The 20,127-nt window shown below is 47.2% G+C and carries 21 protein-coding genes; 8 read left to right on the top strand and 13 right to left on the bottom strand.

The window, feature by feature from the left end; genetic code table 11:
• Nucleotides 1–129: 129 nt before the first annotated feature.
• Together AC19YT_RS26405 and AC19YT_RS26400 are read right to left on the bottom strand one after the other, a co-directional pair.
• A complete protein-coding gene (locus AC19YT_RS26405; protein ID WP_044272827.1) occupies nucleotides 130–636 on the bottom strand; it encodes a hypothetical protein in 507 nt (168 codons plus the stop codon).
• A gap of 126 nt (nucleotides 637–762) precedes the next feature.
• Nucleotides 763–1,515, bottom strand: a complete 753-nt coding sequence (locus AC19YT_RS26400; RefSeq protein ID WP_200888190.1) for a hypothetical protein — start codon at nucleotides 1,513–1,515, stop codon at nucleotides 763–765.
• A 210-nt stretch (nucleotides 1,516–1,725) separates the two neighbouring features.
• On the opposite strand from AC19YT_RS26400, the gene AC19YT_RS26395 reads away from it, so the two are divergent.
• Complete coding sequence (locus tag AC19YT_RS26395) at nucleotides 1,726–2,217, top strand: hypothetical protein (protein ID WP_152641145.1); 492 nt, start codon at nucleotides 1,726–1,728, stop codon at nucleotides 2,215–2,217.
• 5 nt (nucleotides 2,218–2,222) lie between these two features.
• Here the strand turns inward: AC19YT_RS26395 and AC19YT_RS26390 are convergent, their stop codons facing one another.
• From AC19YT_RS26390 to AC19YT_RS26370, 5 genes are all read right to left on the bottom strand, one after another.
• The gene (locus tag AC19YT_RS26390) at nucleotides 2,223–2,870 is read right to left on the bottom strand and encodes a hypothetical protein (protein WP_044272824.1); all 648 of its coding nucleotides are present in this window, start codon (nucleotides 2,868–2,870) and stop codon (nucleotides 2,223–2,225) included.
• Entirely contained in the window at nucleotides 2,867–3,907 is a 1,041-nt protein-coding gene (locus AC19YT_RS26385) for a hypothetical protein (protein WP_044272823.1), read from the bottom strand. Before AC19YT_RS26385 ends, AC19YT_RS26390 begins: the two co-directional genes overlap by 4 nt.
• Nucleotides 3,888–4,106 (bottom strand): hypothetical protein, encoded by a 219-nt coding sequence (locus AC19YT_RS26380; RefSeq protein WP_152641144.1) that lies wholly within the window; start codon nucleotides 4,104–4,106, stop codon nucleotides 3,888–3,890. The genes AC19YT_RS26385 and AC19YT_RS26380 overlap by 20 nt, the downstream gene beginning before the upstream one ends.
• Before the next feature lie 3 nt (nucleotides 4,107–4,109).
• Nucleotides 4,110–5,594, bottom strand: a complete 1,485-nt coding sequence (locus AC19YT_RS26375; RefSeq protein WP_152641143.1) for a hypothetical protein — start codon at nucleotides 5,592–5,594, stop codon at nucleotides 4,110–4,112.
• Nucleotides 5,595–5,763: 169 nt separating this feature from the next.
• Entirely contained in the window at nucleotides 5,764–6,201 is a 438-nt protein-coding gene (locus AC19YT_RS26370; protein WP_044272820.1) for a hypothetical protein, read from the bottom strand.
• 97 nt (nucleotides 6,202–6,298) lie between these two features.
• On the opposite strand from AC19YT_RS26370, the gene AC19YT_RS26365 reads away from it, so the two are divergent.
• Entirely contained in the window at nucleotides 6,299–6,886 is a 588-nt protein-coding gene (locus AC19YT_RS26365; RefSeq protein ID WP_044272819.1) for a hypothetical protein, read from the top strand.
• A 3-nt stretch (nucleotides 6,887–6,889) separates the two neighbouring features.
• On the opposite strand, the gene AC19YT_RS26360 is transcribed toward AC19YT_RS26365, so the two are convergent.
• Nucleotides 6,890–7,732 carry an HNH endonuclease gene (locus AC19YT_RS26360; protein WP_044272818.1) on the bottom strand — a complete coding sequence of 281 codons (843 nt, stop codon included), beginning with the start codon at nucleotides 7,730–7,732 and terminating at the stop codon, nucleotides 6,890–6,892.
• 217 nt (nucleotides 7,733–7,949) lie between these two features.
• On the opposite strand from AC19YT_RS26360, the gene AC19YT_RS26355 reads away from it, so the two are divergent.
• Both AC19YT_RS26355 and AC19YT_RS26350 read left to right on the top strand, forming a co-directional pair.
• The gene (locus AC19YT_RS26355) at nucleotides 7,950–9,032 is read left to right on the top strand and encodes a hypothetical protein (RefSeq protein WP_044272817.1); all 1,083 of its coding nucleotides are present in this window, start codon (nucleotides 7,950–7,952) and stop codon (nucleotides 9,030–9,032) included.
• A gap of 13 nt (nucleotides 9,033–9,045) precedes the next feature.
• Entirely contained in the window at nucleotides 9,046–9,405 is a 360-nt protein-coding gene (locus AC19YT_RS26350) for a hypothetical protein (protein WP_152641142.1), read from the top strand.
• Nucleotides 9,406–9,459: 54 nt separating this feature from the next.
• On the opposite strand, the gene AC19YT_RS26345 is transcribed toward AC19YT_RS26350, so the two are convergent.
• The 5 genes from AC19YT_RS26345 to AC19YT_RS26325 all read right to left on the bottom strand — a co-directional run bounded on the left by AC19YT_RS26345 (nucleotide 9,460) and on the right by AC19YT_RS26325 (nucleotide 12,966).
• Nucleotides 9,460–9,699 carry a hypothetical protein gene (locus AC19YT_RS26345; RefSeq protein WP_044272815.1) on the bottom strand — a complete coding sequence of 80 codons (240 nt, stop codon included), beginning with the start codon at nucleotides 9,697–9,699 and terminating at the stop codon, nucleotides 9,460–9,462.
• A 367-nt stretch (nucleotides 9,700–10,066) separates the two neighbouring features.
• On the bottom strand, nucleotides 10,067–11,074 hold the full coding sequence (locus AC19YT_RS26340) for a DNA adenine methylase (protein ID WP_052439780.1): 1,008 nt from the start codon (nucleotides 11,072–11,074) through the stop codon (nucleotides 10,067–10,069).
• Between the two features lie 231 nt (nucleotides 11,075–11,305).
• On the bottom strand, nucleotides 11,306–11,710 hold the full coding sequence (locus tag AC19YT_RS26335; protein WP_152641141.1) for a hypothetical protein: 405 nt from the start codon (nucleotides 11,708–11,710) through the stop codon (nucleotides 11,306–11,308).
• Nucleotides 11,711–11,736: 26 nt separating this feature from the next.
• Nucleotides 11,737–12,087, bottom strand: coding sequence for a hypothetical protein (locus AC19YT_RS26330; RefSeq protein ID WP_152641140.1), 351 nt, complete (start codon nucleotides 12,085–12,087; stop codon nucleotides 11,737–11,739).
• A gap of 456 nt (nucleotides 12,088–12,543) precedes the next feature.
• A complete protein-coding gene (locus AC19YT_RS26325) occupies nucleotides 12,544–12,966 on the bottom strand; it encodes a hypothetical protein (RefSeq protein ID WP_044272814.1) in 423 nt (140 codons plus the stop codon).
• 238 nt (nucleotides 12,967–13,204) lie between these two features.
• On the opposite strand from AC19YT_RS26325, the gene AC19YT_RS26320 reads away from it, so the two are divergent.
• The 4 genes from AC19YT_RS26320 (at nucleotide 13,205) to AC19YT_RS26305 (ending at nucleotide 19,856) form a co-directional block, all read left to right on the top strand.
• The gene (locus tag AC19YT_RS26320) at nucleotides 13,205–15,841 is read left to right on the top strand and encodes a hypothetical protein (protein WP_152641139.1); all 2,637 of its coding nucleotides are present in this window, start codon (nucleotides 13,205–13,207) and stop codon (nucleotides 15,839–15,841) included.
• 55 nt (nucleotides 15,842–15,896) lie between these two features.
• Entirely contained in the window at nucleotides 15,897–18,458 is a 2,562-nt protein-coding gene (locus tag AC19YT_RS26315; RefSeq protein ID WP_044272812.1) for a hypothetical protein, read from the top strand.
• A gap of 209 nt (nucleotides 18,459–18,667) precedes the next feature.
• Nucleotides 18,668–19,108, top strand: a complete 441-nt coding sequence (locus tag AC19YT_RS26310) for a hypothetical protein (protein ID WP_044272811.1) — start codon at nucleotides 18,668–18,670, stop codon at nucleotides 19,106–19,108.
• A 205-nt stretch (nucleotides 19,109–19,313) separates the two neighbouring features.
• The gene (locus tag AC19YT_RS26305) at nucleotides 19,314–19,856 is read left to right on the top strand and encodes a hypothetical protein (protein WP_044272810.1); all 543 of its coding nucleotides are present in this window, start codon (nucleotides 19,314–19,316) and stop codon (nucleotides 19,854–19,856) included.
• The last annotated feature ends 271 nt before the right edge of the window (nucleotides 19,857–20,127 follow it).

The raw sequence follows: 20,127 nt of genomic DNA, 5'->3' as shown, positions 1-20,127 counted from the left end.
GCTGAAACCTTGGGCAAGGCCGAGTTGAAGGGTCGCACGTTCGGGGATACTGAGTTCGTGATAGGACATAGTGGCAGCACCGTACCGGAAAGGTCAGGTGTTGCACTCAGTTTTTGCGGCCGCCCTCAGTTACATTGGCATTTTGTATGGCTTACGCTTTTCGATAACCTCGAACTGCTTCTTGGATTCGTCCCACACCGCCACACCGTTTTCCTGACTCATCTCAGGCGAGCCAGCTTTCAGATAGCGATAGTTCGAGAAGAAAAATACGTTGCTGTCAGCTCGATACGCCTCTTTAACGCCGAACCGTTCGAATGCATCGTTGCTCAGCTCTTCGTTGAAAGGTGCTCGGTAGACAACCCCGGTGTTCAGATCGACGATGCCGGAAGCCGTGCAGCCAGTGCCGCAACCGTAGCTGCTGAACACGTAGTGTCCGCCGAAATTGGGCTTCTGAACGCCCTTGCGCACAAACTCGAACTTCGCACGGATCTGGTCGTTTGCGCCGCCCAGCACGTATTTCAGGGCTTTGGGAGCAATGGGCTTGGCTGGCGAGTCTTCGAAATGGTGGCTGGAATCAGCGAAAGACTGGGTTGCAGACAGGGATATTGCGAGTAAGCAAAGCGCTTTCCATCTCATACACGTTCACTCCATTTTTGAACGCGGGATTTTTGATCGAAACGGTCAGCTATACAAGCAGAATTGGCTCCAATTTCTACCTTGGGCTAAGGCTGATGATTTGCCCACCAGCCCCATGCCAGACACTTAATCAGTGGTTTCAGCCAGATCGGTGATAGGTGTCTCAGGACCATCACGCAGCCCCACTACCCCAAGGTATAGGCAGATAGGAACTGTCTTACGGTAAGCCGGGCCTTGCACGTCGAATGCGAGCCACGCAGCAGACAACCCCCACATCCACGGGCCAAGGGCATTCAGCCAAGGGTTACGCTTGACGATTTCTTTCACCAGCACCTTCGCAGCCTCACGCCCCACGATTTGGGCGATGATGCTGATAATGATGACCTCGATGATGCCGAGCGCGACCTTGGGGCCAAGAATCTGAAAGATGATGGGCAGGATAGCCATCTTGCCGTTGCTTTTCAGATGCTCCATGACCTTCTCACGGTCGATGTCTTCGATCCCCATGTCTTTGAAAGCTTTGGCAAGCTCTTCTGGAGATTTGCTCAGAAGCTCCTTCTCTACGACCGCAGTAACAAGCTTCTCCAAGCGGGACTCAACTGAGCCACCCAGCTTGATTTTCACCTTCGACTTTTCACACACGTCAGAAATCATTTCGTTTGCGGATACGCCGCCATCGCTGTTGAACAGCGAGCGGGCAAAATACGCAAGGTCAGACGACCCAAAATAACGAATCTGTTTATCCATCAGCTCTATCAGCTCGTCTCTTGCAGACGAACTCTTCTCTGCCTGAGCAAGCAGTTCTTTGCGACGAGAATCGTTGGTCAGAGACGCATAGTTCTCCAACACACCAGAAACGTAACTCAAATCTTCCTGCATACATTTTCGTAGTATTGCTTTCATCGACCAATCATCCGCTGAGCTAAGGAGCCTGACAATTCAAAGCTATGTATCGGCTAACAGTCTCAAAGCTTTAACCCAAATGGTATAATCGTAGAAACAACTAATCACAATAATATGAACTCAATAATACCCTACCATCAACGTCTCTCTGTCGCTCGCGTTGACTGCCAACAGCATTCATATGCTTTGACTGAAAAAATTGAAGAGCACATTCAAAATCTCGATCTCGATGCACAAGTCTCCCCATCAATAATCCAGAAAATGATTATCGACTATCTCGGCAAACCGCCTTTTGAATTCGAGTTCTGCACGGGCTGGCGAGAGTTTATGATTTTCGCGAAAATTCTTGACGAAGGCTATTCAGTCTTCCCGCTCACTCTTTTCAATCCTACTGAGAATGAAAGGTATCTGAGTAATCTCATGCTGCTCGAAAAGAACATGCTTAAGAAGGGAATTTCAGAGAAGAAATTCAGATCGATGAACACATTAGACATTGCGATGCTGCTCGCAGAAGCAGATGCGATAAAAGGCATTCTTCATGACTATGTGCGAGATTTGCAGGACAAGAGTGAAGCCGTGGGCAACGTGGAGAAAGCTCCTGACGAAGCCGAGTCAACCGAGGAAGACGACGTGCCTCAACCGGGTGTGGCTGACGACGAGGATGAACTGATCTTCTAAGCAGCTCAGTGCGGCTTGTAGCGGTTGCAGGTGGACACGTAGAGGTATTCGAATACGGGCTTGTCCACCAGATCCTTGTCCAGCAGATTCTTCACATCTGGCACGTTGAGCTTGATTCCCTCGTTGCGTGCAAGGTGCGCGACGATCAGACCATGCTCGATCAGATGCTTCGACACAGAGGCCGTCAAACGGCTTTTGAGAGGCTTCTGAGCAGCTTCACGTAGCTCATCCATGCTCATCGCCTTCATGTCATCACCGAGGCTCGTGTGGAACTGGCGTAGCGTCTTCGCAATTACACGCTCAAGCGCTTCGTCCTGCAGCACAGCATCAATCACCGCAGCCGCCTGATCCGTCAGACCAATTTCGAATTCTTTCGCGATCTGGTAAAGCGATTCACGAAGTAATCCCCCGGCTGGCAATAGCTCCGCATCAAGTATGTGAAACCCGCGACCCAACGCTATGACACGGCGCTTGAATAGCTCATCACCAGCGTTCGGCTTCTCAACGTAGAGTGGCAATGCAAGAGCACCACGCACAAAAGCAGCCACAGCTCTCTCTCGAATCGACTCTCTGAATTGTTCGTTCTCACTGAGCGGATCGACCTTCCTTGCTGGCCATTTCGGCCAGAGGTATTTCAGTATGAACTGAATCATGGCGCATACCCCGCACGCTTCCTGCCGGACGGCTTGGGCTTGTAGTTCTCGTCTACCGATCCATACGCTTCGCTGAGCACCGTTGGAGGTGCGCTGTTCTCGAATATCCTCTTCCCGTTTTCGAGTGAGTCGAGCTTAAACGTCACCTCCTCCCTACCTGCCTTGAGGTAGTTACTGAACGTCACATGCCTGCACGCCTCGTCAAACTCGATTCTGATGTTGTGGTGCTCGCCAATCCCCTTCTGCACCTTTTCGACTGCAAAAGCAGTGTTGTCGATAGCGAATTTGAGTAACCTTGACCCGGTGTCGAATAGGCGCTTCTGCTCATCGCTGAGCGGCCCATGCGCGGGCACCATGTTACCGAACTCGTCCTGCTTCACTCGCACAGCACTGCCGGGAACGTAGATCTCAGGGCGTGTTTCTCTGATGTGTCTGTTCATCAGCGTTCTGTATTCGTCGCTGAGCCTGATTCTGTTCGTGTCTATGCCATGCTTGATAAACCCATCTGTGAGGGTTTCGATGAGCATCTTCTTTGAAGCATCAGGCAAGTCAGAAGAGAGGTTGAGGCGTATGGACTCAGGTCGGGACTCGAAGCGCTTCGAGAGTAGCATGACGTAATCATTCAGCACGGCTTTAAAATACTGCTGCTGAACGTCTTTTTTCAGCACGTCGAAATTGCCGTCATAGTCCATTTTGATCAGCTCTTCCCTCCCCTTCTTGATAAGGATGGTCTTTTCAACGGGGTCTTGAACGATGTTGCAATAATGCTTCTGTGCCACGGCTCGGATGTCCTGACTGAATCGCCTGTCGATCTCATCCACGAGGCATGGAAGCTCAAGCTTGCCCACAGATCCATTTTCGAACCTCACGGTTGCTGATGGAGAGTCACCAGAGAGCTTGATAGCCCTCTCAGTCTCTCTGTATTCGTGGTCATCTGGAAGACGGTAGCGGTTTGGATCGATGTAGATTTCTGACTGGTCATCGAATTCCGCCGCTGGATTTATAATTTGTGCGATTTTATTTAGTATCTTGTTCATTTCTCTCTCTGTTAGTTGATCTTGTATTTGCTAATGTTTTGTTCAGCTCACGCATGACACGCTGATATGCACTTAACTGCAATTCGTATTCATACGGAGATTCAAAGCTGCGCTCCCTGTCCAGCTCTTTGACTTTCTCAGCCCTTGCTTTCGCGAGCAAGGGTAAGAGGATTTCATCTGTGAGTTTATAATTTTCCATTTCTTACCTCCCGAATTTCACTGTTCTTGCTGGTCTGTGCTGACTACGAATGTCGTCTTCAATTGCGCTTATTCTGAACGAGTCTTCAATCTGCTGAGCGTTAGCCGCTGGGGGCTTCGCGGCTGAAAAATCAACTGAATCCACGTCGAAGGCTTCGAGCTTTTTGAAAAATTCCTGATCTGAATCGACAGATACATCTGGTGCCGTCGCGTCTGGCAGTTCATCACCATCAATAAATGGTTCATCAGGTTCAGGCTGGTTAGCCTTTTCACCCTTGATAATGTCGAAAATGGAGACATGCTCATCGCTATCGAGGTCAGCAAGCTCATCGACCTGAATCACAGGCAATGACTCTGGAACTGGCTCAGGCGTTGGCTCATGAAGGCTCAAAGCCTGATAGTCAATATTCTCATAGGGGTTTTCGAGAGCCAGTTTTCCTAACTCAGCCTTATGCACTGAATCAACCAAGCCTTCGTCGTAACCGGCCTGTGATTTGACTGGGTAGGCTTCACTAAGCTCGCTCAACGTCAAAGCTCGCTCGATGGTCATTTCACCGACAGGATCTGGCTTAGAATGCTCGACATTGGCAGGCTCTACAGCTCCAACGGCTGGGTTAACAGGTCCAGCTTGAACAGGTTCAGATGCAGTCACGTCTGGTGCTTTACGCGCCTCAACATCCTGAGCTTTTTGCTCCGCTGGCTTGCCCGCAGGTGCATTCTCAGGCAGATCTTGGACCAGCTTTTCATCTTGCGTAACTGTCGCTTTTGGCTGCTTGTACTCATCAAGAATCCACTGATAGGTCTTGTTTTGTATACGAAGCCTTTCAATGTCGATCCCATTTGCTTCGAGCGATTCGATCTGCGTTCTGAAAAACTGCTCAACGTTCTGCCCACCAGTCATTTTTGCTTCATTCACCCACATATAGATAGGCTTCTCGTTTTTTACAAAACGATGCACAGTCGATGCGACAACATATTCATTGAATGCTGGATGATTTATTTCGCGTGTTCTCGCAGAAACAGTTCCGTTTGGGCTGATTTTGACAAACGGCTGATTACTCTCATCGTTGATAGCAAAGTGAGTAGTTTTAAATTTAGCTTTATGACCATTTTTCTCGGCTACGCGCTCAATAGCCTCTTTGAACGTTTCGCCCAAGTCATCACTTATCTTATTTTTCTCGAATACCTCATCGACGTAATCGCCCGGTTTGAATGGTTCATCCCCAAATGTCACTGTAGGCAAATCACGACTGCGATAGTCGTAGCGGTGATGCTCAAGCGTTTTGTGATCAATGCTTTCCTTATGCTCTACCCTTTGGTCATTCGCTTGCTCAGGCGCAGATTCATCGTCATTCAACGCTGACCCCACTGGAAAGGCATTCGTGAATTTTGTATCGAGCTTTGCTTGCCCAGCCTGCATAGCGGCTTGCGTGTATTGTCCATCAACGACTTCACCGCTTTTTTCTTTTTCTTGTAGATCTTGACTCATGATAATTATATTTTGTTCTTACTCGTAATTATACCATTTTCAATAATCAAAAATTACGACTAACACAAAAACTTAGCCTGTAGAAACTAAAAAACCGACACAGCACACCATCGCTTTATTTTTTCTCCCGGACATAGAAACAAAAAAGCCCCAAAACAGGGGCTTTTCATTAGAAGTTGGTATTTGGCATACCAGTGAAAAATAGCGTAACCAGCATCTTAACAAAATCATGAAAAAATATAGTGACTGGAATCATACCCAAAAACGACAGAATGATATATTTGTAAACCTTAGCTCGAGCAGATGGTAGCAAATTCGCGATCTTATAAAAAACGTAAGACATTGCGATGAATGCAAAAGCACCGTAAAAACCATACCAATGGCGTTCTACAAATAGGAAAAAATAACTATAAAAACCAAACCAAAGCAGGATAAAACAAAAAACCGTATAGAAAAATTTGTCTTCCGATATTTGTGAGTTTTTCCCCCGGCCTTCCCTTCGATTAACCTCCTTAACGTTCTCAATCTCTGCATCAATTTTGAACGCATGACGGCCCCCTGCATGATCGTAATAAGCGCCGTCACGCTTCGTTGGTTCTTCATCCATGGTGGTAGCTCCTTTGACCAAGTGATGGCGGATTGCCCGCAGGTTGATTCGCGTGCGATTCTAAACGTAATGAGATTACGGATCGAGATCGAGACGCATGGAAGATGACTACCAAGGCTGGCTTGCATCACGCCCTACGCTCGTAGAGGACCGCAGCCACCCGAACCATTGGCGAAACCGCGCAGCAGATTTGAAAGCCTCCGCAGGGGCGCTATGGCACTCAATGGGAGCGCAGGATGCAGCCATCGCAGCAGAACTGGGCTACGCACCAGGTTATCGAATGTCCGTGGCTTGCTGGCCGGTGTATCACATGCTTTGCGGCTTATCGCTCGAACTCATCATGAAAGCTGTGCTGGCTCAGCGTGGGCTTGCACCGGACGAGTTCAAAGGCCACAAATTTGCCAACCTGCATCGCTTGCTGGGCCTTCCTCTGAACAAAGAAAAAGCGAAGCTCATGGCCTTCTACCAAGACGCATTGGTATGGGCTGGACGCTATCCTACGCCGCTTGACGCAACTGATGAAAAGCTCATGAGTCACTATGAGCTTGCAAGCGACATACTGACGAAGCCTATTGAGATGGGGCAGCCGGGGGTTCTGAAATTCAAGGTGTCGAGCGGCGCAACCGACTGGGAGCAGTTCACAGCACTGTGGAGCAGCTACGCCGCTTTGTTCAGCGAGGCGTAGCGATCACACCTCGATCTCAGCCCAATACAAATGCTCTCTGTGCCACGCAAGGTATTTGAGATGCTGAGGCGCAAGTTCCACACTCAGATCTGCTGAGCAATTCAAGATTGCTCGGTCAGCATCGGACAGGTAGGGCGAAATCAGGATTCCCCCCTCGTCGTCAAACGAGACATAACCTTTGTCGAAAAGGGCATCAAGGCTGGGATTCAGCAGCAAGCCGTTGTAAAGGTCCAGACGTTCTGTATTGCTCGACTCTCTCCACGGCTTGATGTGAGAGGCTTTGAGAATGTCGATCCGGCTGCATCCCGTGGCTGCGCATTGCCCCCAATGGTTGATGAGCTTTTTGCGGAAATCACCCTGACCCACCCGAGCGAGTATCAACCGCCTTTTCTCCGTTTCCGTGAGCATCGGATCGACCAATATCTGCTGCTCTTGCCCCTTTGCGATAACCTCTGAAACGTCATCTGTGACCCAGTATTTCCGAGTGACGCCGAAGCTGCCTTTCCTACTCGGAGCCACTCCAATCGAGACACAGAAGCTTTCAAAGGCAAGCTGCAGGTTCTCATTCAAAGCGGGGTATGAGCCATAGATTTTGTTCAGCGCGATGTTCGTGTCGCTACCATGCTTTTCCCGGTTCGAGCTGTGACTGTGGACCTTGTTACCCACGTAGCCGATGAAGCGGGATGGGGCGAACGCAATTCCGGCATCAGTGAGATAAGGCAGATAGCACGTCCCTCGCTTGATTAGATCCCGGTAGATTTTCCCATCTCCATCTTCCATCGCTCTGGCACGGTCCAGCTCAGCAAGGTTCTCTGCTACCTGCTCTTCATTTACCACCAGTTCCATCGCGGATCCTCATCATCGACGCAAGACTGAGACTCTACCCTCACTGCCAAGAGCTATCCACACTCAACACGGGATGTGATGCTGGCTTGATCTTGATGGCTCTGGCCCGCCCATCTCAGACCAACGTATAGGAACTGGGATCCAATAAAGTGCTGGCTTTGAGCCACGCGGCTATGAAAAGATCCGGATCCTTTTTAGCTGTGGTGGATGGACCCAAATGCTGCTGTTCAATCGAAAACTATTAGCGACTGCTGTGCTCATCGGCTCCGTATCCTTACTGGCCGGGTGCCAAGAAAAGCTCGAAGCCACTTCCATGCCAATCTTGAAGGCAAGCGTCGAGAAAGTCTCAAAGGACATGGATCCTGTTGAGAAGGTCAAATTTCAAGAGGCCTACCAGACCGGCCTAAACTACGTGTATGCGAAAAACCACGGCGGACGCACTCCAGAGCAGAACGTTGGAGCGATTTTCAACCAGCTCATGAGCGGTGTAAGTGGCAAGAAAATCGACACGAGTGCTGATGAGAATACCGAACGTGAATTCCTGAAGCTGATGGACGGGAAAACCGCATCTGATGTGATCGGCGAGAAGGCCGATTGGGAGAAGGAATTAGCGACTCTGCAGGCCCAATGGCAGAAAGCGCAGGACGAACTTGCAGCACAGCGTCAGAAGCAGATTGAAGAAAATGCTCGTCAGCAGAAGCTGGAATTTGCACGTCAGCGCAGGTTGCAACTGACACAAAACATCGCACAGCTTGAGCAGAATATTCCGAAGATCGAGGCACAAATCAGCGAAGCGGAAACGCTGAAACAGCCATACGCTGAGGCCGTGGCTGACTACTCCAAAGTCGAAATCAAAAATATCTCTCTCAAATCTGACGGGCCACGCAAGCGGTTCATAGAATTCGACGTGGTGAACGGATCTCAGGTCCAGTTTGACCGGATCTTCTTCAAAACAATCGTCGTTGCTGGCTCAGAAAACGTTGTAAATCGTGACTCATTCGAGAACGTGGCAGGCAATGGCGTCGCCCCCGGATCGACCTACCACGTTTCCTACAACATCTCCTATTCCAGTGCTTACAAATACGCTCCGAACGATCTGGCCGTGAACATCAAAATCCTCACTGCCACTGACACCGGCAAGAAGGTTGCCGTCGCTGAAACACTGGATGATGCAGGCTGGAAGCGCTGGTCGGAGAGCAATCTGATCAGCGCGAAAAACCAGCTTGAGCAGACGCAAAAGCGTATCGACGACTTTAAAAAGCAATTAGCTGATATGGATCAGCAATCTACTTCTGCATAATCAGGGAATGATGATGAAAAACATTACTAAATTGCTGGTAGCTGCCAGCATCAGCGCTGTATTGGCTGGCTGTGGTGGCGATGATAGCCCTGTCGTGAAATCGAAGACTATTGATGACGTAGGCCGTTTCATTGAGCAGAGCGACCAGCTCACGCCGCAGCAGAAGAAAGACCTCTCCGCTGCCGTGCCTAACCTGATGAACGAATGGGTCATCAAGCATGGTTTCAACGAGGACATTAAGAAGGATCTCGGCGCTTATTTTGACGGCATGCACGTCAACGAGATCATCAAGAAAGGCGGCACTGTGCTTGACCGCGATAAAAAAACAGAGGCTGAAGGCATCGCAATCAACTACCGCGCCAAGCATATGTAACTGTCAGAGGCCGCCCTTCGGGGCGGTTTCATGGATTAGTTGAAGATAAAATCCCTATGTGTTGAGTTCGAAACTCAACATCGTAATGCCCAACCTCTCCAGCTCCGTATAACTGAACATATCAGCGTTCAGGGATCTTGCATTTTTCGTCAAATATCCCTTTGGATCAAGGTCGTAATCAATGACCGAAAGGCAAATACTATTTTGCCAAGATTTTGGCTCAAATATAGCCAAGACAGTGTAGCTTTTAGTCTCCGCCCCATCGGCAACTGTGATCTCGGGATAGTCAGCCATGAAGCCCTTTCTGATATAAAACCTCGTGTCAACTCGCCGTGCTTTTGCTTCAGCTCAATGAAAGATGCACCGAAATTCTCATAATAGAATAGGCTCTTGCCACTGAACGTCATCGGACCATTAACCAGCGAACTGCCATCGTCAGTCACCTTACCAAACGTTATTGACGAACGTTTTCCACTAACAAGCTTTTTTATAAACTTCTCAAAATTCATTCACGTCACCATCTTGCACCTCGACGACTACATTCTTAATCGTAAAGAGTGCTCTCACACCGACGGATTTCGGCGTGGCAGGCTATTTAGCCGCTGGTTTTGCACCCGAGTGATCGAAACTCGATTAGCCCCATCTGGCGTGCAAAGATAAATCAGACTTTCTTTTTCAGGACGTGCAGATACTCAGTCACAAATGCAGGTGAGTTCGCAGCCTTGGCAGCTCTGTAGCGCGGATGTTCCTGAGTGAAGCATGAGTATTTACCATGAGCGGAGAAGATGTCTGCTATCGCCTCTGGCCTCATTCGACTCTCGTTTGAATAGCTCATAATAACATAACGAAAATCAGCCTTTTCAAGAATATCGTTCATCACCACTTTCGCTTTGCGAGAGTCAGACCATGGCGACTTATTCACATCCTTCCTCAGCCCGACCCTCCCCGTAATCTCAGGCTCATCGTTTTTCACGATGGTATTGAGCAAGTGATACATTCTTGAGTAGTTAAATGTATAAGGCGGATCAAGATACAAAATATCTCCGCTCAGCTCCTCAATCGCACAACTCGCATCCATACTGATGACATTGTTATTTTTGTTTTTCAACTCTGCCAATTTCAAATGCTCAAAAACAATTCTCTTTTCTGCTCGCGGGTAGATGCGCTTCAGATATCCGGCTGTGTGACCAGCCGTATTAGCGACCTTGCTTGCCGCCTCGAGAATGCACCCAAGCAGATAGTAATACTGCTTTTTGCTCAAAACCTTGATCGAACGTAAATATTGAACGTGCGTCACGGCGGCATCTATAAGCTGAGAATTCATTTCTGTAAAAAACATACGTCCGCCGACCGGGGAGTAGTTTTGATTGATAAATCCCTCAATACCAATGCTATGATTCAGAAAATATAAATATCCATCCACGGATGCAGCTACAGCAGCGTCAGCTTGTAAAATATTCTTAAGCGTGACATACGAGTAGAACTCAATATCGTTAGCCGTTACGTTGAACCGATTTTTGTAAAACTCAGAGACTTTTCCAGATCCTCCGAAGAGGTCTGTGAATCGTGCTTTGCGTTTCAAGCTGATTTTGCTTTCGCAATCAGTTACTACAGAATCAATAAAGCTCAATAGTTTAGTTTTGCTTCCCATATAGTTCACGAAAATCACGCGAGGGTCATCATCCCTGTCGGGTTAGTGTTGCATGACAGAGCGAAAAGCCAATCAATTTCAGGCTTTGGGTTTTGCATGAAAGTGTCGAAACTTTCTAAACACCCCGATTGGTGATGCAAAGCAGGAAGCGTATTTGTTGTGAAAAACTAAGGACAAACTGAAAACCATCGAAACTTGGCGATGCAAAGCAAGGATTAAAAAAGTCTTGCTTCTTAACCAAATTTATTACTATTTCGTAATTTTAAATTTCAGAACATTTCTATCCCGTGTAAATTCGCCACCTTCAAAAAACGTCAGAATATAATATTCATCAAATTCCTGAACCTCATATTTCTCAAGAGGAAATAATTCATCGCTGTGGTGTCCCGGTTCAGAATCGAACTCAAAACACTGTCTTCTGATCAAACGAAGTTCATATCCACTATTTAGAATGACAATCGAAAAACCTGCATACCATTCATTATTGAGGTGACGCACAAATCCAAAATGTTCATAACCCCACGCCCACTTTGAATGATTAAAATATTCACAAGGAAGATATGAAGGTGTCTCATGAAGACGCCACTCACTGTGATCATCAACCATGCGGACGTGCTTAAAATCTTGCTGAAAAAAATCTTTCAATTCGATCATTTTTTGTACCCCCATTTAGATTATAATCAGTTAAAAAACTGAACAATAAAGTTAAATTCCTTCCATCCATTTTTTCTCTTAATAACTGTTGTGAGACCGAAGCAATCACTTTTTTCTAAATAATGGACCTCAATAATACTATAACGCCCGGCAACTCCATTATTAACAAAGCTAATTTCCGGGCATGAGGTGGGCGTTTCAATAATAACAAATTCGGGTTTGTCATTACTCAAAAATATTTTGAATTCACAATTTCCATCCGCGCCACATTCGAATTGATCACAGATTTTATTTTCTATCTGCATATCAACTGCCATAAGAGTAACGGACTTGACGCTGTTAGAATTCAGAGTACCCAAAAACTTTTGAATTGACATGACATGGATTCATGCGCTAATCAGCACTATTGCTGATTTGAAAGTCTCGTTAAGACTTTGAGTATCGCATTCAGTGTCGAAACTGATTTTAAAAAATGGCCCAATTGCCACTGCGATAAAGGAAATCGAAATTCGCTGCCTGCGTTTCGATGGGACAAACGTTATCACGACGATTCTGGATGTCAATCTCACAAAAAAACAAGAACTTGCGATAAAAATCTTCAAAGTAAAATCATGAATTTGAAATAGGTGTTTTTCTGATTTCCGAGGTGATGCGCTGAGGCACTGAAAAGCACGTAAAGCCCCAGACGGCGGGGCTTACGGGGCTATCTTTAAAACTAAATTCAAGGTTTTAAGCTGAAATTAAATTGGTATTTTTCTGAAAAACGCTGAGCATCGCCCAATAATGATCAAAAAACAGTCAAAGGACAACAGACCAAACCCGACGAACGGTCGTCATTTTTTGGATTTTTTCCATTCCTTTGGGGCTTTGCGCATCACAGATTTCATTGCAGCACTCATAGAACCTTCAATCTCAGCGCTCGACGCATAGAGCACACATACCCGCTCATCTCCATCTCTGAACAGCTCTGCATGTCCACCTGCGAAGGCCACTGATGCACAGTCATCACCGTGCGCCACGTTGATGCTGACGTCTCTGAACCGAACAGAAAGCGTGCCATCTCCGCCCTTCTCTACCACCCGTAGGCTGAAATCCCCCACGAGGACACGCAGACCCGGTTTGTCGTCATCCACGTTGCCCAGCACACGCGCCGAGTAAACCCCGTCTTCGCTGATCTCAGCGAAATAGACGAAATCGAATTTCTTGAACAGCTCTACGACAGACGACTTGAAATCAGCACAAAAGAAAATGTTCATTGATAGCGAATTCACGAGTTAATGGTTGCAGATGCATGCAGAGACTGAGCTGAATTCTATCACTATCACAACGAGCTGAAAATATTTACAACCAATCATATCTTAACTGCTAAAACAGAGAAACTGGAATGGTATAATTACAAAAACAATAATAGATAAGATGACATTCAGAAATATACTGCCAGCACTGCTGATGCTTTTTACTATCTCAGCATATGCAGATTCAGCAACAACAAGCATGAAAGACACGAGCAAATGCGGGTTGCTTGAAAACTCGAAGCTAATTGATGGGCATGCTATGACTGTGTGCCCTCAAAACGTCTACATGCAAATCAAGCAAAGCTTCCTTGGAGACGACGCCCGAGCTTTTCTCAGAGATAGCTTCGTAGATGAACAAAAAAACCTGAAAACAGATTCACAGCGATTCGCTGATGAAAGAAATCAGGCTGCATTCTCTATTGCGAATAACTCATTCTACAAATTTTCTCTATTTTTGAGCTTGATAATCTCAGCATTCATCTTCGTCAAGCTAATGATAGAGATGGTGAAGGGTGACGTGGCTTTGGGTTCCGGCAAGCGCTACTCACTCGTGCTGTCCGGCCTGTTCAGCCTATTCGGCATCTGCATGCTCACTCCCATCGGCAATCTTTCAGCAGGCCAGTATCTGGCCGTTGGGGCCGACAACATAGGCGTAGCGTTGGATCAGCCGCTATGGCAAGGCAATGCTGCACAGCTCCAGCGAGGTAATCTCGAAACACAGACGAACGATGACATTTATGACTCGGTGTTCAACCATCCGCAAACCCAATATAGGGCCGAAGCCCTTACAATGTCTGCATTGACGCACTCGTTATTGATTCGTCGCAGCAGCCAGTATTACAGCAACTTTGCGCATCAGAACAAGCAAGACAATTACGAGAACATGATTCCCATTTCAAAAATTGTGAAACGTGAAGGGAACAAGCTGAAATTTGAAGTAGAAGATCCTGAAACACCCGGCCTCATTGCCTATTCTGCCGACCCCTATGTATTCAACTACGTGAAAAATGGCGGTGCTCAACAGAACACATGCTTAGCTGCGATTGGCTTTGATAGGAAATATTCAACACGCAGTGACATAGACAACATAGAGAACGATGTTATTGAGTTGAAGAATGACATTGTGCAGAGCTGCATCACAGACACGAGCACGCAGCAATATCAAGCGTTTCTCACGTCAATGCTCAGTATGTATGTTTCTAACCTAACATCTAACTGGCTTGAGAAGACGACATACGAGCTATACACCAGTGGCAAGGCAGACGAGCTTGCAACTATCGCTATGCACGCTCTCTGTGCAGACGGCGAGGGATACAGACTCACAGCGAAGGAGTTCATCAAGACCCACAGAACTGGGGATTTCAATTGCGTCGGGGCAGACTGGAAAGTGATGGGAGATGCAAAAGACGCTTATAGCTATCAAGTGGAGCTGAGCGGCGAGTTGATAAAAATCGCTTTTGCTTATAAGACAGGACTCTTGAAGATTCAAGGCGCATTGCTCAAAGCTTTTCAAAACCCTGACTCTGATGCAAAGGGGCTGTCCATCGTCCAGCAAGGATTTTTGGGAGCGGTGCAGGATTACAATCAGTATCGTGATGATCAGCTTTTCTCATCAAACTTCCTCAGTAATTTTAATGACAATAGCCTTGGCACATTCATTACAAGCAAATGCGTGGGCGGCTGTGTCGATGAAAAATGGCTCAAAGTGCATGCTAACTATTCTGAAGAAGCCAATCCATTCAACGTGGGAGCGTTCATTAGCACAATGTATATGCAGACAGGGTGGAAAGAGGATAGCTCGCCAACGCTCGATGCACAGGCTATGACTCAGACATTACTCATTGAGAACAGCGGCAAGAACAAGCAAGCTGAGACGTATGAGAATGCTTCGATTCTCGCGCTTGAAAATCCGAGCAAGACATATAACCGCTGCATGAATTCGAGCAACCATGCGGGATCATGTCTCGCAATGTTTGGCTCTAACATAACAACAATAGGCATACAGCTCAAAGAGCTGGCGATGGGAGTAAAATTCGCGGCAGGAGTAGCAGCCCGTATCAGTGACGAGCGCAACAAAAATTTCCTCAATGTGAAAGATAATGCTACGGCTCAGGTCGGAAAGAAAGTCAAGGAGGAATCTAAAGCGCTTACAAGCGTTTTTGGAAAAATTGCTCAATACATGAATGTGATTAGCGAACTGACTGATGCAATTTCCACTCTGCTCATAAGCATTGGACTTGTAATGTATGTGCTTATCCCCGCCCTCCTTTTCGCACCATTCCAGCTCGCGGGGACGATTCTTTCTTACTACGTGCTGATAACTATCTTATTCATGCCAGCACTGCTGCTCATGCTATTTCGCTTGAACGATGCAAACAACATGGTTGCCGTGGGTAAAAACGTAGCAAAATACTTCGGCTTCCTCATCGCACATCACTTAGTGCTGAGCATAGCATTCATCGGCTATATAACGCTTTCTGATATCGTATTGAAGAGCTTCTATCCAGTTATTGAGGCTCTGATTGGTTCTATCGTGGCGTTGATAGGTGGAGAGTTCATGCAGTTTGTCGCTATGATGATGATACGTTTAGCAATGACGTATTTCCTGCTCATAACCTGCCTTTACATAACGCTGAATTTCATAGCAACAGCACTGTCGCCGCTGAACACAAACCTCTTTTTTATCAGCTATATCGTCAGCTCAGTCAGGAAGTTCTCGGCTGTCGCAAACCTACTCGGAGGTTTCTTACCGGGGATGCTCACAGCAACGACAAAAGGAGTGGGATACAAAGCGTTCGAGCTTGCACGAAATAGTTTCAGAAAAAGGGGCGACTAAGCCCCTGATTGGAGAAGTGCAAATGGTATAATTACAGAAACAATCATATTCAGTAATGAAACACATATTTGCATTTATCACATTTGTATTGCTTCTGAGCACTACGAATGTGTACGCACAGCCTCTATCTCAATTCCTGAGTGAAGGGCTTGGCGGCTCAATCAAGCTTCAACAATCGCAAAGCGAAGACCAGAAAAGCTTAGATCCCGTATACGGCTTGAACGAAGCGCTCTATGGCTGCTCCCTGTCCCAACAAATGAAGATCTGGCCTGCCTTCGACTCGACCATCATTGAAGAGTGCTACGGCAAAAACAACATCTTCAACAGCGGTGCAGCGAACATATTCTCAGCAGCCGTGGCGGGAGTCGCTGGGCTTTTCGTAGCGATCCTTGGAGCCGTAGGTGGCTGGCTGTCTCTAACGAGACTCATAGACGTGGTGAGCGGCAGAGCGAGCAGACAGCAAACGTTCACGTTTACCCTGCTCATTCTCTTTATCGTGCTTCTGCTGAAGCCAGTGATTCGGACCGCCTCTGAATCAGAGAACGAGAGCTGGAACCAAAACAAGATCTCGGCTTTGACGTTCATCCTCAGCCCTCTCTTCATCGCCACGCTGCATGCTATCGAAACCTACCTCACAGAGACGAACGAAAAGGCGGTGATGCTCTACCCTCCCATTAAGATTCCTGTCTATACGAATGGCAAGGTCCAAGAAATCTACAACATGATTGATTTCTTCGTCTGCTCAGCGGAATACCCTGATGACAGCAAGGCGCAGATCGACTTTTTCAGCGTCGATGATGAGGTAAAGGGTTACAAGCAGGTCGGCAAATGCTCGATCAGCATCAGCTTCAAAATCAATCAGCAGCTCATCGACGAAGCGAAGACCCAAGGCCTCATCGACTTCAAGCAATACGCTATTAACAACGCCAAGCAAGCCATCACAGCTGCAGCGACTGATGCGAATGCAGTAGCACGCAACATCTCCAGCAAGGCTCAGCCCCTCGCAGGTAAGGAGCTTGATCCGTTCGACACGACGAAGCTTGTCGATGGGGAGGAAGGCTCCTACAACCTCAACGCCATGTCAGCAGCCGGGATCGGGGATTATGCTTGGGCAGCCTCTGAAAACATCAGCAAGCGCCTTGCTGAAAGCCTAAACCACTACCCAAACCTTGATGAGCAGTCGCTACCAGCCAGCCGTTCACCTCAGTTGTGCGTCAATACACCGGGAGGGACGAGCTTCTTCAAAAATGCTGATGCTGACGAGAGCTTGAAAGCGTGCGTGCAGACCATGTGTGCCTCTGATAGCAGTCAATACGTGTGCGGGGCAGCGATAGCGTATGCAGCGCAATATCTCGGCCAGAGCTTCTACGAGCACCCAAATTTCTTCACGATGTTCAAAAATTTCATGGCGAGGTTCTACGACTCAGACGCGTTCATTGAGAAAGCGCATCTGACATACAACAGCCTCAGCATCGACAGCACAATTAGTGAAGGGCTGTATGAGCCATTGCGAATCGGGAACGTCGCCTTCACTGTGCCTTACGAGCACATCCGAAACACCCTTGACCACGACTGGTGGTTCGAGAATAGCTTTGACCTGTTCGGCTCAGAGGTCATTTCCACTGACTACAAGCAGGCCGTCTACGACGCCTTGACCATCGGCCCTGATGGCTTCTTGGGCATAGTCAGAACGAATTTCTGCCTCCAGAACCCAAACACCAACAATGTCGAAGGCTCAGGGTTCTACTGCCCATCTGTCTTCAAGACCATGCAGATGCAAGGTAAGCGTTTCCTTGCAGCAGCAACGTATCTCGAAGCTGGGACAAGAGCTGCGAAGCTCACACGGAAGACCCCAGTGGACAAAGCAGCCGCAAGCGCTGCAGTGAAGCAAGGCACTGCGCTCGTGGGCGACATCACAACCAAGATGGGCATGAGCAAAGCAGCACTTATCGCTATCGCTGCACTACACGAGAAGACAGACGACATGTATACGGAGTATGGCTCGACGCTGGGCAACGAAGAGATCTACGCACTTGCGGCGCTGTTCATTGTTCCTGAGCTTGCAGACACGATGCACCACGTAGCGGTTTATCTATGGGGAGCAGGGCTATTTTTCACTATCGTGATACCCATGACCGTAGCGCTGGGTGTGCTGGGCATGTTCATCACGTTCCTCGTAGTCATCATCACAGCGCCGATCAAAATCATCCCGTTTGCTGTTCTGCTTTTCAAAAATGAGGGAGTGAGTCAGACCTCAGATTTCTTCGAGCCATTTGATGACCTGCTTGTGTTCTTCCTGTCGGTAATGGGCTATGCCATTTTGTTCACATTCGGGCCGATGTTTATCGACACGCTTTTCGCATACAGGGTTTTCGATCTCGACCGAATGATGACTTTGAACCATCAACTGCCCGTATTCGATGGCATCGTTGGTGCTGTGAAAGCGACGAGTGTCTATGTGATTATCTTCTTGATTCTGATAATCAATATATGGGCCATCTTCAGGATTAGCATGGGCAGCTTTACCATCATCAAACACATTGCTTTTGGGGATAAGCATGAATCATCAAACTACTATGAGCAAGCTGAGCTTCGCCATAAAAAAGACGTTATTTGAAAAGGGCGAATGCCCTTTTTTGCTGAACGCATTTAAGACTATTCAACAGCTGCTGCTACGCGTGGACACGAGTTTGGCATCGGCATGAAATTATTCAGGAAAAATTCTGACTCTGGAAATAATCAGACCTCAACATAAGACATCCACTTAGATAGCGAATTTCACTTTCTTAAATGGTATAATCAGAGCATCAACAAAATTAATCGCAAATGAACGACAGAGAAACAGCACTCGCAGCGCTACAAATCAGCACACAGAAATTCAAAGCACTGAAATCCTTCAGTGAAATCAAATCCTATTACGCACTCATAGCAGTCTGCTCTATTTTTCCTGCCCTTTACGGGCTGGTAATATTTAACGGGCTTCGCTTAGCTTGGTCGAACAAAGGGTTGAAGCGATTCGTTATTATTCCGAACTTACTTTCCACCATTTTCTTTTTGATGGGAATATTTGTTACGTTTAATCTAATTAGTATTTTCACAGACCCAGCCGCAACCAGCTCGGCTGGCACAATATGGCTTCTGTCATTTATGTTAAGCTCCTTCGTCTTTGGATTATGCTTTTTGTTTGCGTTGAGGATTAGAAAAAACAGAATGAAGAAAATCGCATTTGAGATTGAGGCATTGATTGCAATCATCGAGAGCAAATAGTTTAAACTTTCGCAAAATTTAGGGACTGGATGAACTCACGATAAAATAAAATGCACAAAAACCCCTGAAATGGGGCTTTTACTAAACAATAATATTCAAATAATGAACACGCATCACTGCGCAATGATATCACATAAATATTTTAGCATAACGCAAAGTCTCAAATTGACGCATGGTATAATTATATAAACAATAATTTTTAGACATGCACACATTACATCAAAAAATCACGTATTTCATCGACTATCTTGATGACGACTCAAAAGTTACCCAACAATTCAACTACTCAATTTCATTTGACGAAGACCCTACGGCTCCACTCCACCTACCCATAAGCTCATTCGAAAAGCACAACGTTGATCAGGCTTTGGGGGGAGCATATGACTACGAGCAACCTCCCGTCATTGCTGAGTACCTCTGCACGCTTCACAACGAGTCAGTCGTCAAGAACGTCTATCGAGTGGCGTATGACGTAGCGGCACACCTCTACGAAGCCCCAACTGCAGCAGAGAGTGTCTATGTCGTGCGTTCAAAGGAGGGCAACGAGCTGGGCATCAATGCATTCAAAATCAAGAGCCGTTACAACCCACTCAATACGACCGTTCTCGACTCAAATGGGGCGAGTCTGATGGAGGTCATTCACTACTACCTGTTCGAGCCAGAGCACGACTTCGGAACGTTGCAGAGCCTGATCGAGTCGCCATTGCTCGAAGAGCACCTAACCCAGTTCAGGTTGCTGGGGTATTGAAATGATTTTCAACACGTCAATCTGCCTCATCGACCACGATGATTCTCAAATCACATACGAGCAACATCAGATAGCGCTTGATACAGACCTCGACTACACCCGTCTCTACGAAGTCTACTCGCTGGAGCGACAAGAGGTCGAATCACGGCGGTTGCAGGATCTGAGTGCAACACGGTTATTGAATTGAAGCGGGAGCATCATGCCGCATCACCACGGCTTCTTGCATCACTTCGCCCATCACCTCGATCGGGCATTTGAAGTCGAAGCGTTT

It is taken from the genome of Pseudomonas sp. MF08875 (genome assembly GCF_059862525.1).
Note: the sequence above shows the minus strand (reverse complement) of the source record. Positions and strands in the feature narration are given on the sequence as shown.

What these genes read in the sequence shown, in the direction of transcription:
- AC19YT_RS26405 (WP_044272827.1), bottom strand. Translation starts at nt 636, where the DNA reads ATGAGATGGAAAGCGCTTTGCTTACTCGCAATATCCCTGTCTGCAACC.
- AC19YT_RS26400 (WP_200888190.1), bottom strand. Translation starts at nt 1,515, where the DNA reads ATGCAGGAAGATTTGAGTTACGTTTCTGGTGTGTTGGAGAACTATGCG.
- AC19YT_RS26390 (WP_044272824.1), bottom strand. Translation starts at nt 2,870, where the DNA reads ATGATTCAGTTCATACTGAAATACCTCTGGCCGAAATGGCCAGCAAGG.
- AC19YT_RS26385 (WP_044272823.1), bottom strand. Translation starts at nt 3,907, where the DNA reads ATGAACAAGATACTAAATAAAATCGCACAAATTATAAATCCAGCGGCG.
- AC19YT_RS26380 (WP_152641144.1), bottom strand. Translation starts at nt 4,106, where the DNA reads ATGGAAAATTATAAACTCACAGATGAAATCCTCTTACCCTTGCTCGCG.
- AC19YT_RS26375 (WP_152641143.1), bottom strand. Translation starts at nt 5,594, where the DNA reads ATGAGTCAAGATCTACAAGAAAAAGAAAAAAGCGGTGAAGTCGTTGAT.
- AC19YT_RS26370 (WP_044272820.1), bottom strand. Translation starts at nt 6,201, where the DNA reads ATGGATGAAGAACCAACGAAGCGTGACGGCGCTTATTACGATCATGCA.
- AC19YT_RS26365 (WP_044272819.1), top strand. Translation starts at nt 6,299, where the DNA reads ATGGAAGATGACTACCAAGGCTGGCTTGCATCACGCCCTACGCTCGTA.
- AC19YT_RS26360 (WP_044272818.1), bottom strand. Translation starts at nt 7,732, where the DNA reads ATGGAACTGGTGGTAAATGAAGAGCAGGTAGCAGAGAACCTTGCTGAG.
- AC19YT_RS26355 (WP_044272817.1), top strand. Translation starts at nt 7,950, where the DNA reads ATGCTGCTGTTCAATCGAAAACTATTAGCGACTGCTGTGCTCATCGGC.
- AC19YT_RS26350 (WP_152641142.1), top strand. Translation starts at nt 9,046, where the DNA reads ATGAAAAACATTACTAAATTGCTGGTAGCTGCCAGCATCAGCGCTGTA.
- AC19YT_RS26345 (WP_044272815.1), bottom strand. Translation starts at nt 9,699, where the DNA reads ATGGCTGACTATCCCGAGATCACAGTTGCCGATGGGGCGGAGACTAAA.
- AC19YT_RS26335 (WP_152641141.1), bottom strand. Translation starts at nt 11,710, where the DNA reads ATGATCGAATTGAAAGATTTTTTTCAGCAAGATTTTAAGCACGTCCGC.
- AC19YT_RS26330 (WP_152641140.1), bottom strand. Translation starts at nt 12,087, where the DNA reads ATGTCAATTCAAAAGTTTTTGGGTACTCTGAATTCTAACAGCGTCAAG.
- AC19YT_RS26325 (WP_044272814.1), bottom strand. Translation starts at nt 12,966, where the DNA reads ATGAACATTTTCTTTTGTGCTGATTTCAAGTCGTCTGTCGTAGAGCTG.
- AC19YT_RS26320 (WP_152641139.1), top strand. Translation starts at nt 13,205, where the DNA reads ATGAAAGACACGAGCAAATGCGGGTTGCTTGAAAACTCGAAGCTAATT.
- AC19YT_RS26315 (WP_044272812.1), top strand. Translation starts at nt 15,897, where the DNA reads ATGAAACACATATTTGCATTTATCACATTTGTATTGCTTCTGAGCACT.
- AC19YT_RS26310 (WP_044272811.1), top strand. Translation starts at nt 18,668, where the DNA reads ATGAACGACAGAGAAACAGCACTCGCAGCGCTACAAATCAGCACACAG.
- AC19YT_RS26305 (WP_044272810.1), top strand. Translation starts at nt 19,314, where the DNA reads ATGCACACATTACATCAAAAAATCACGTATTTCATCGACTATCTTGAT.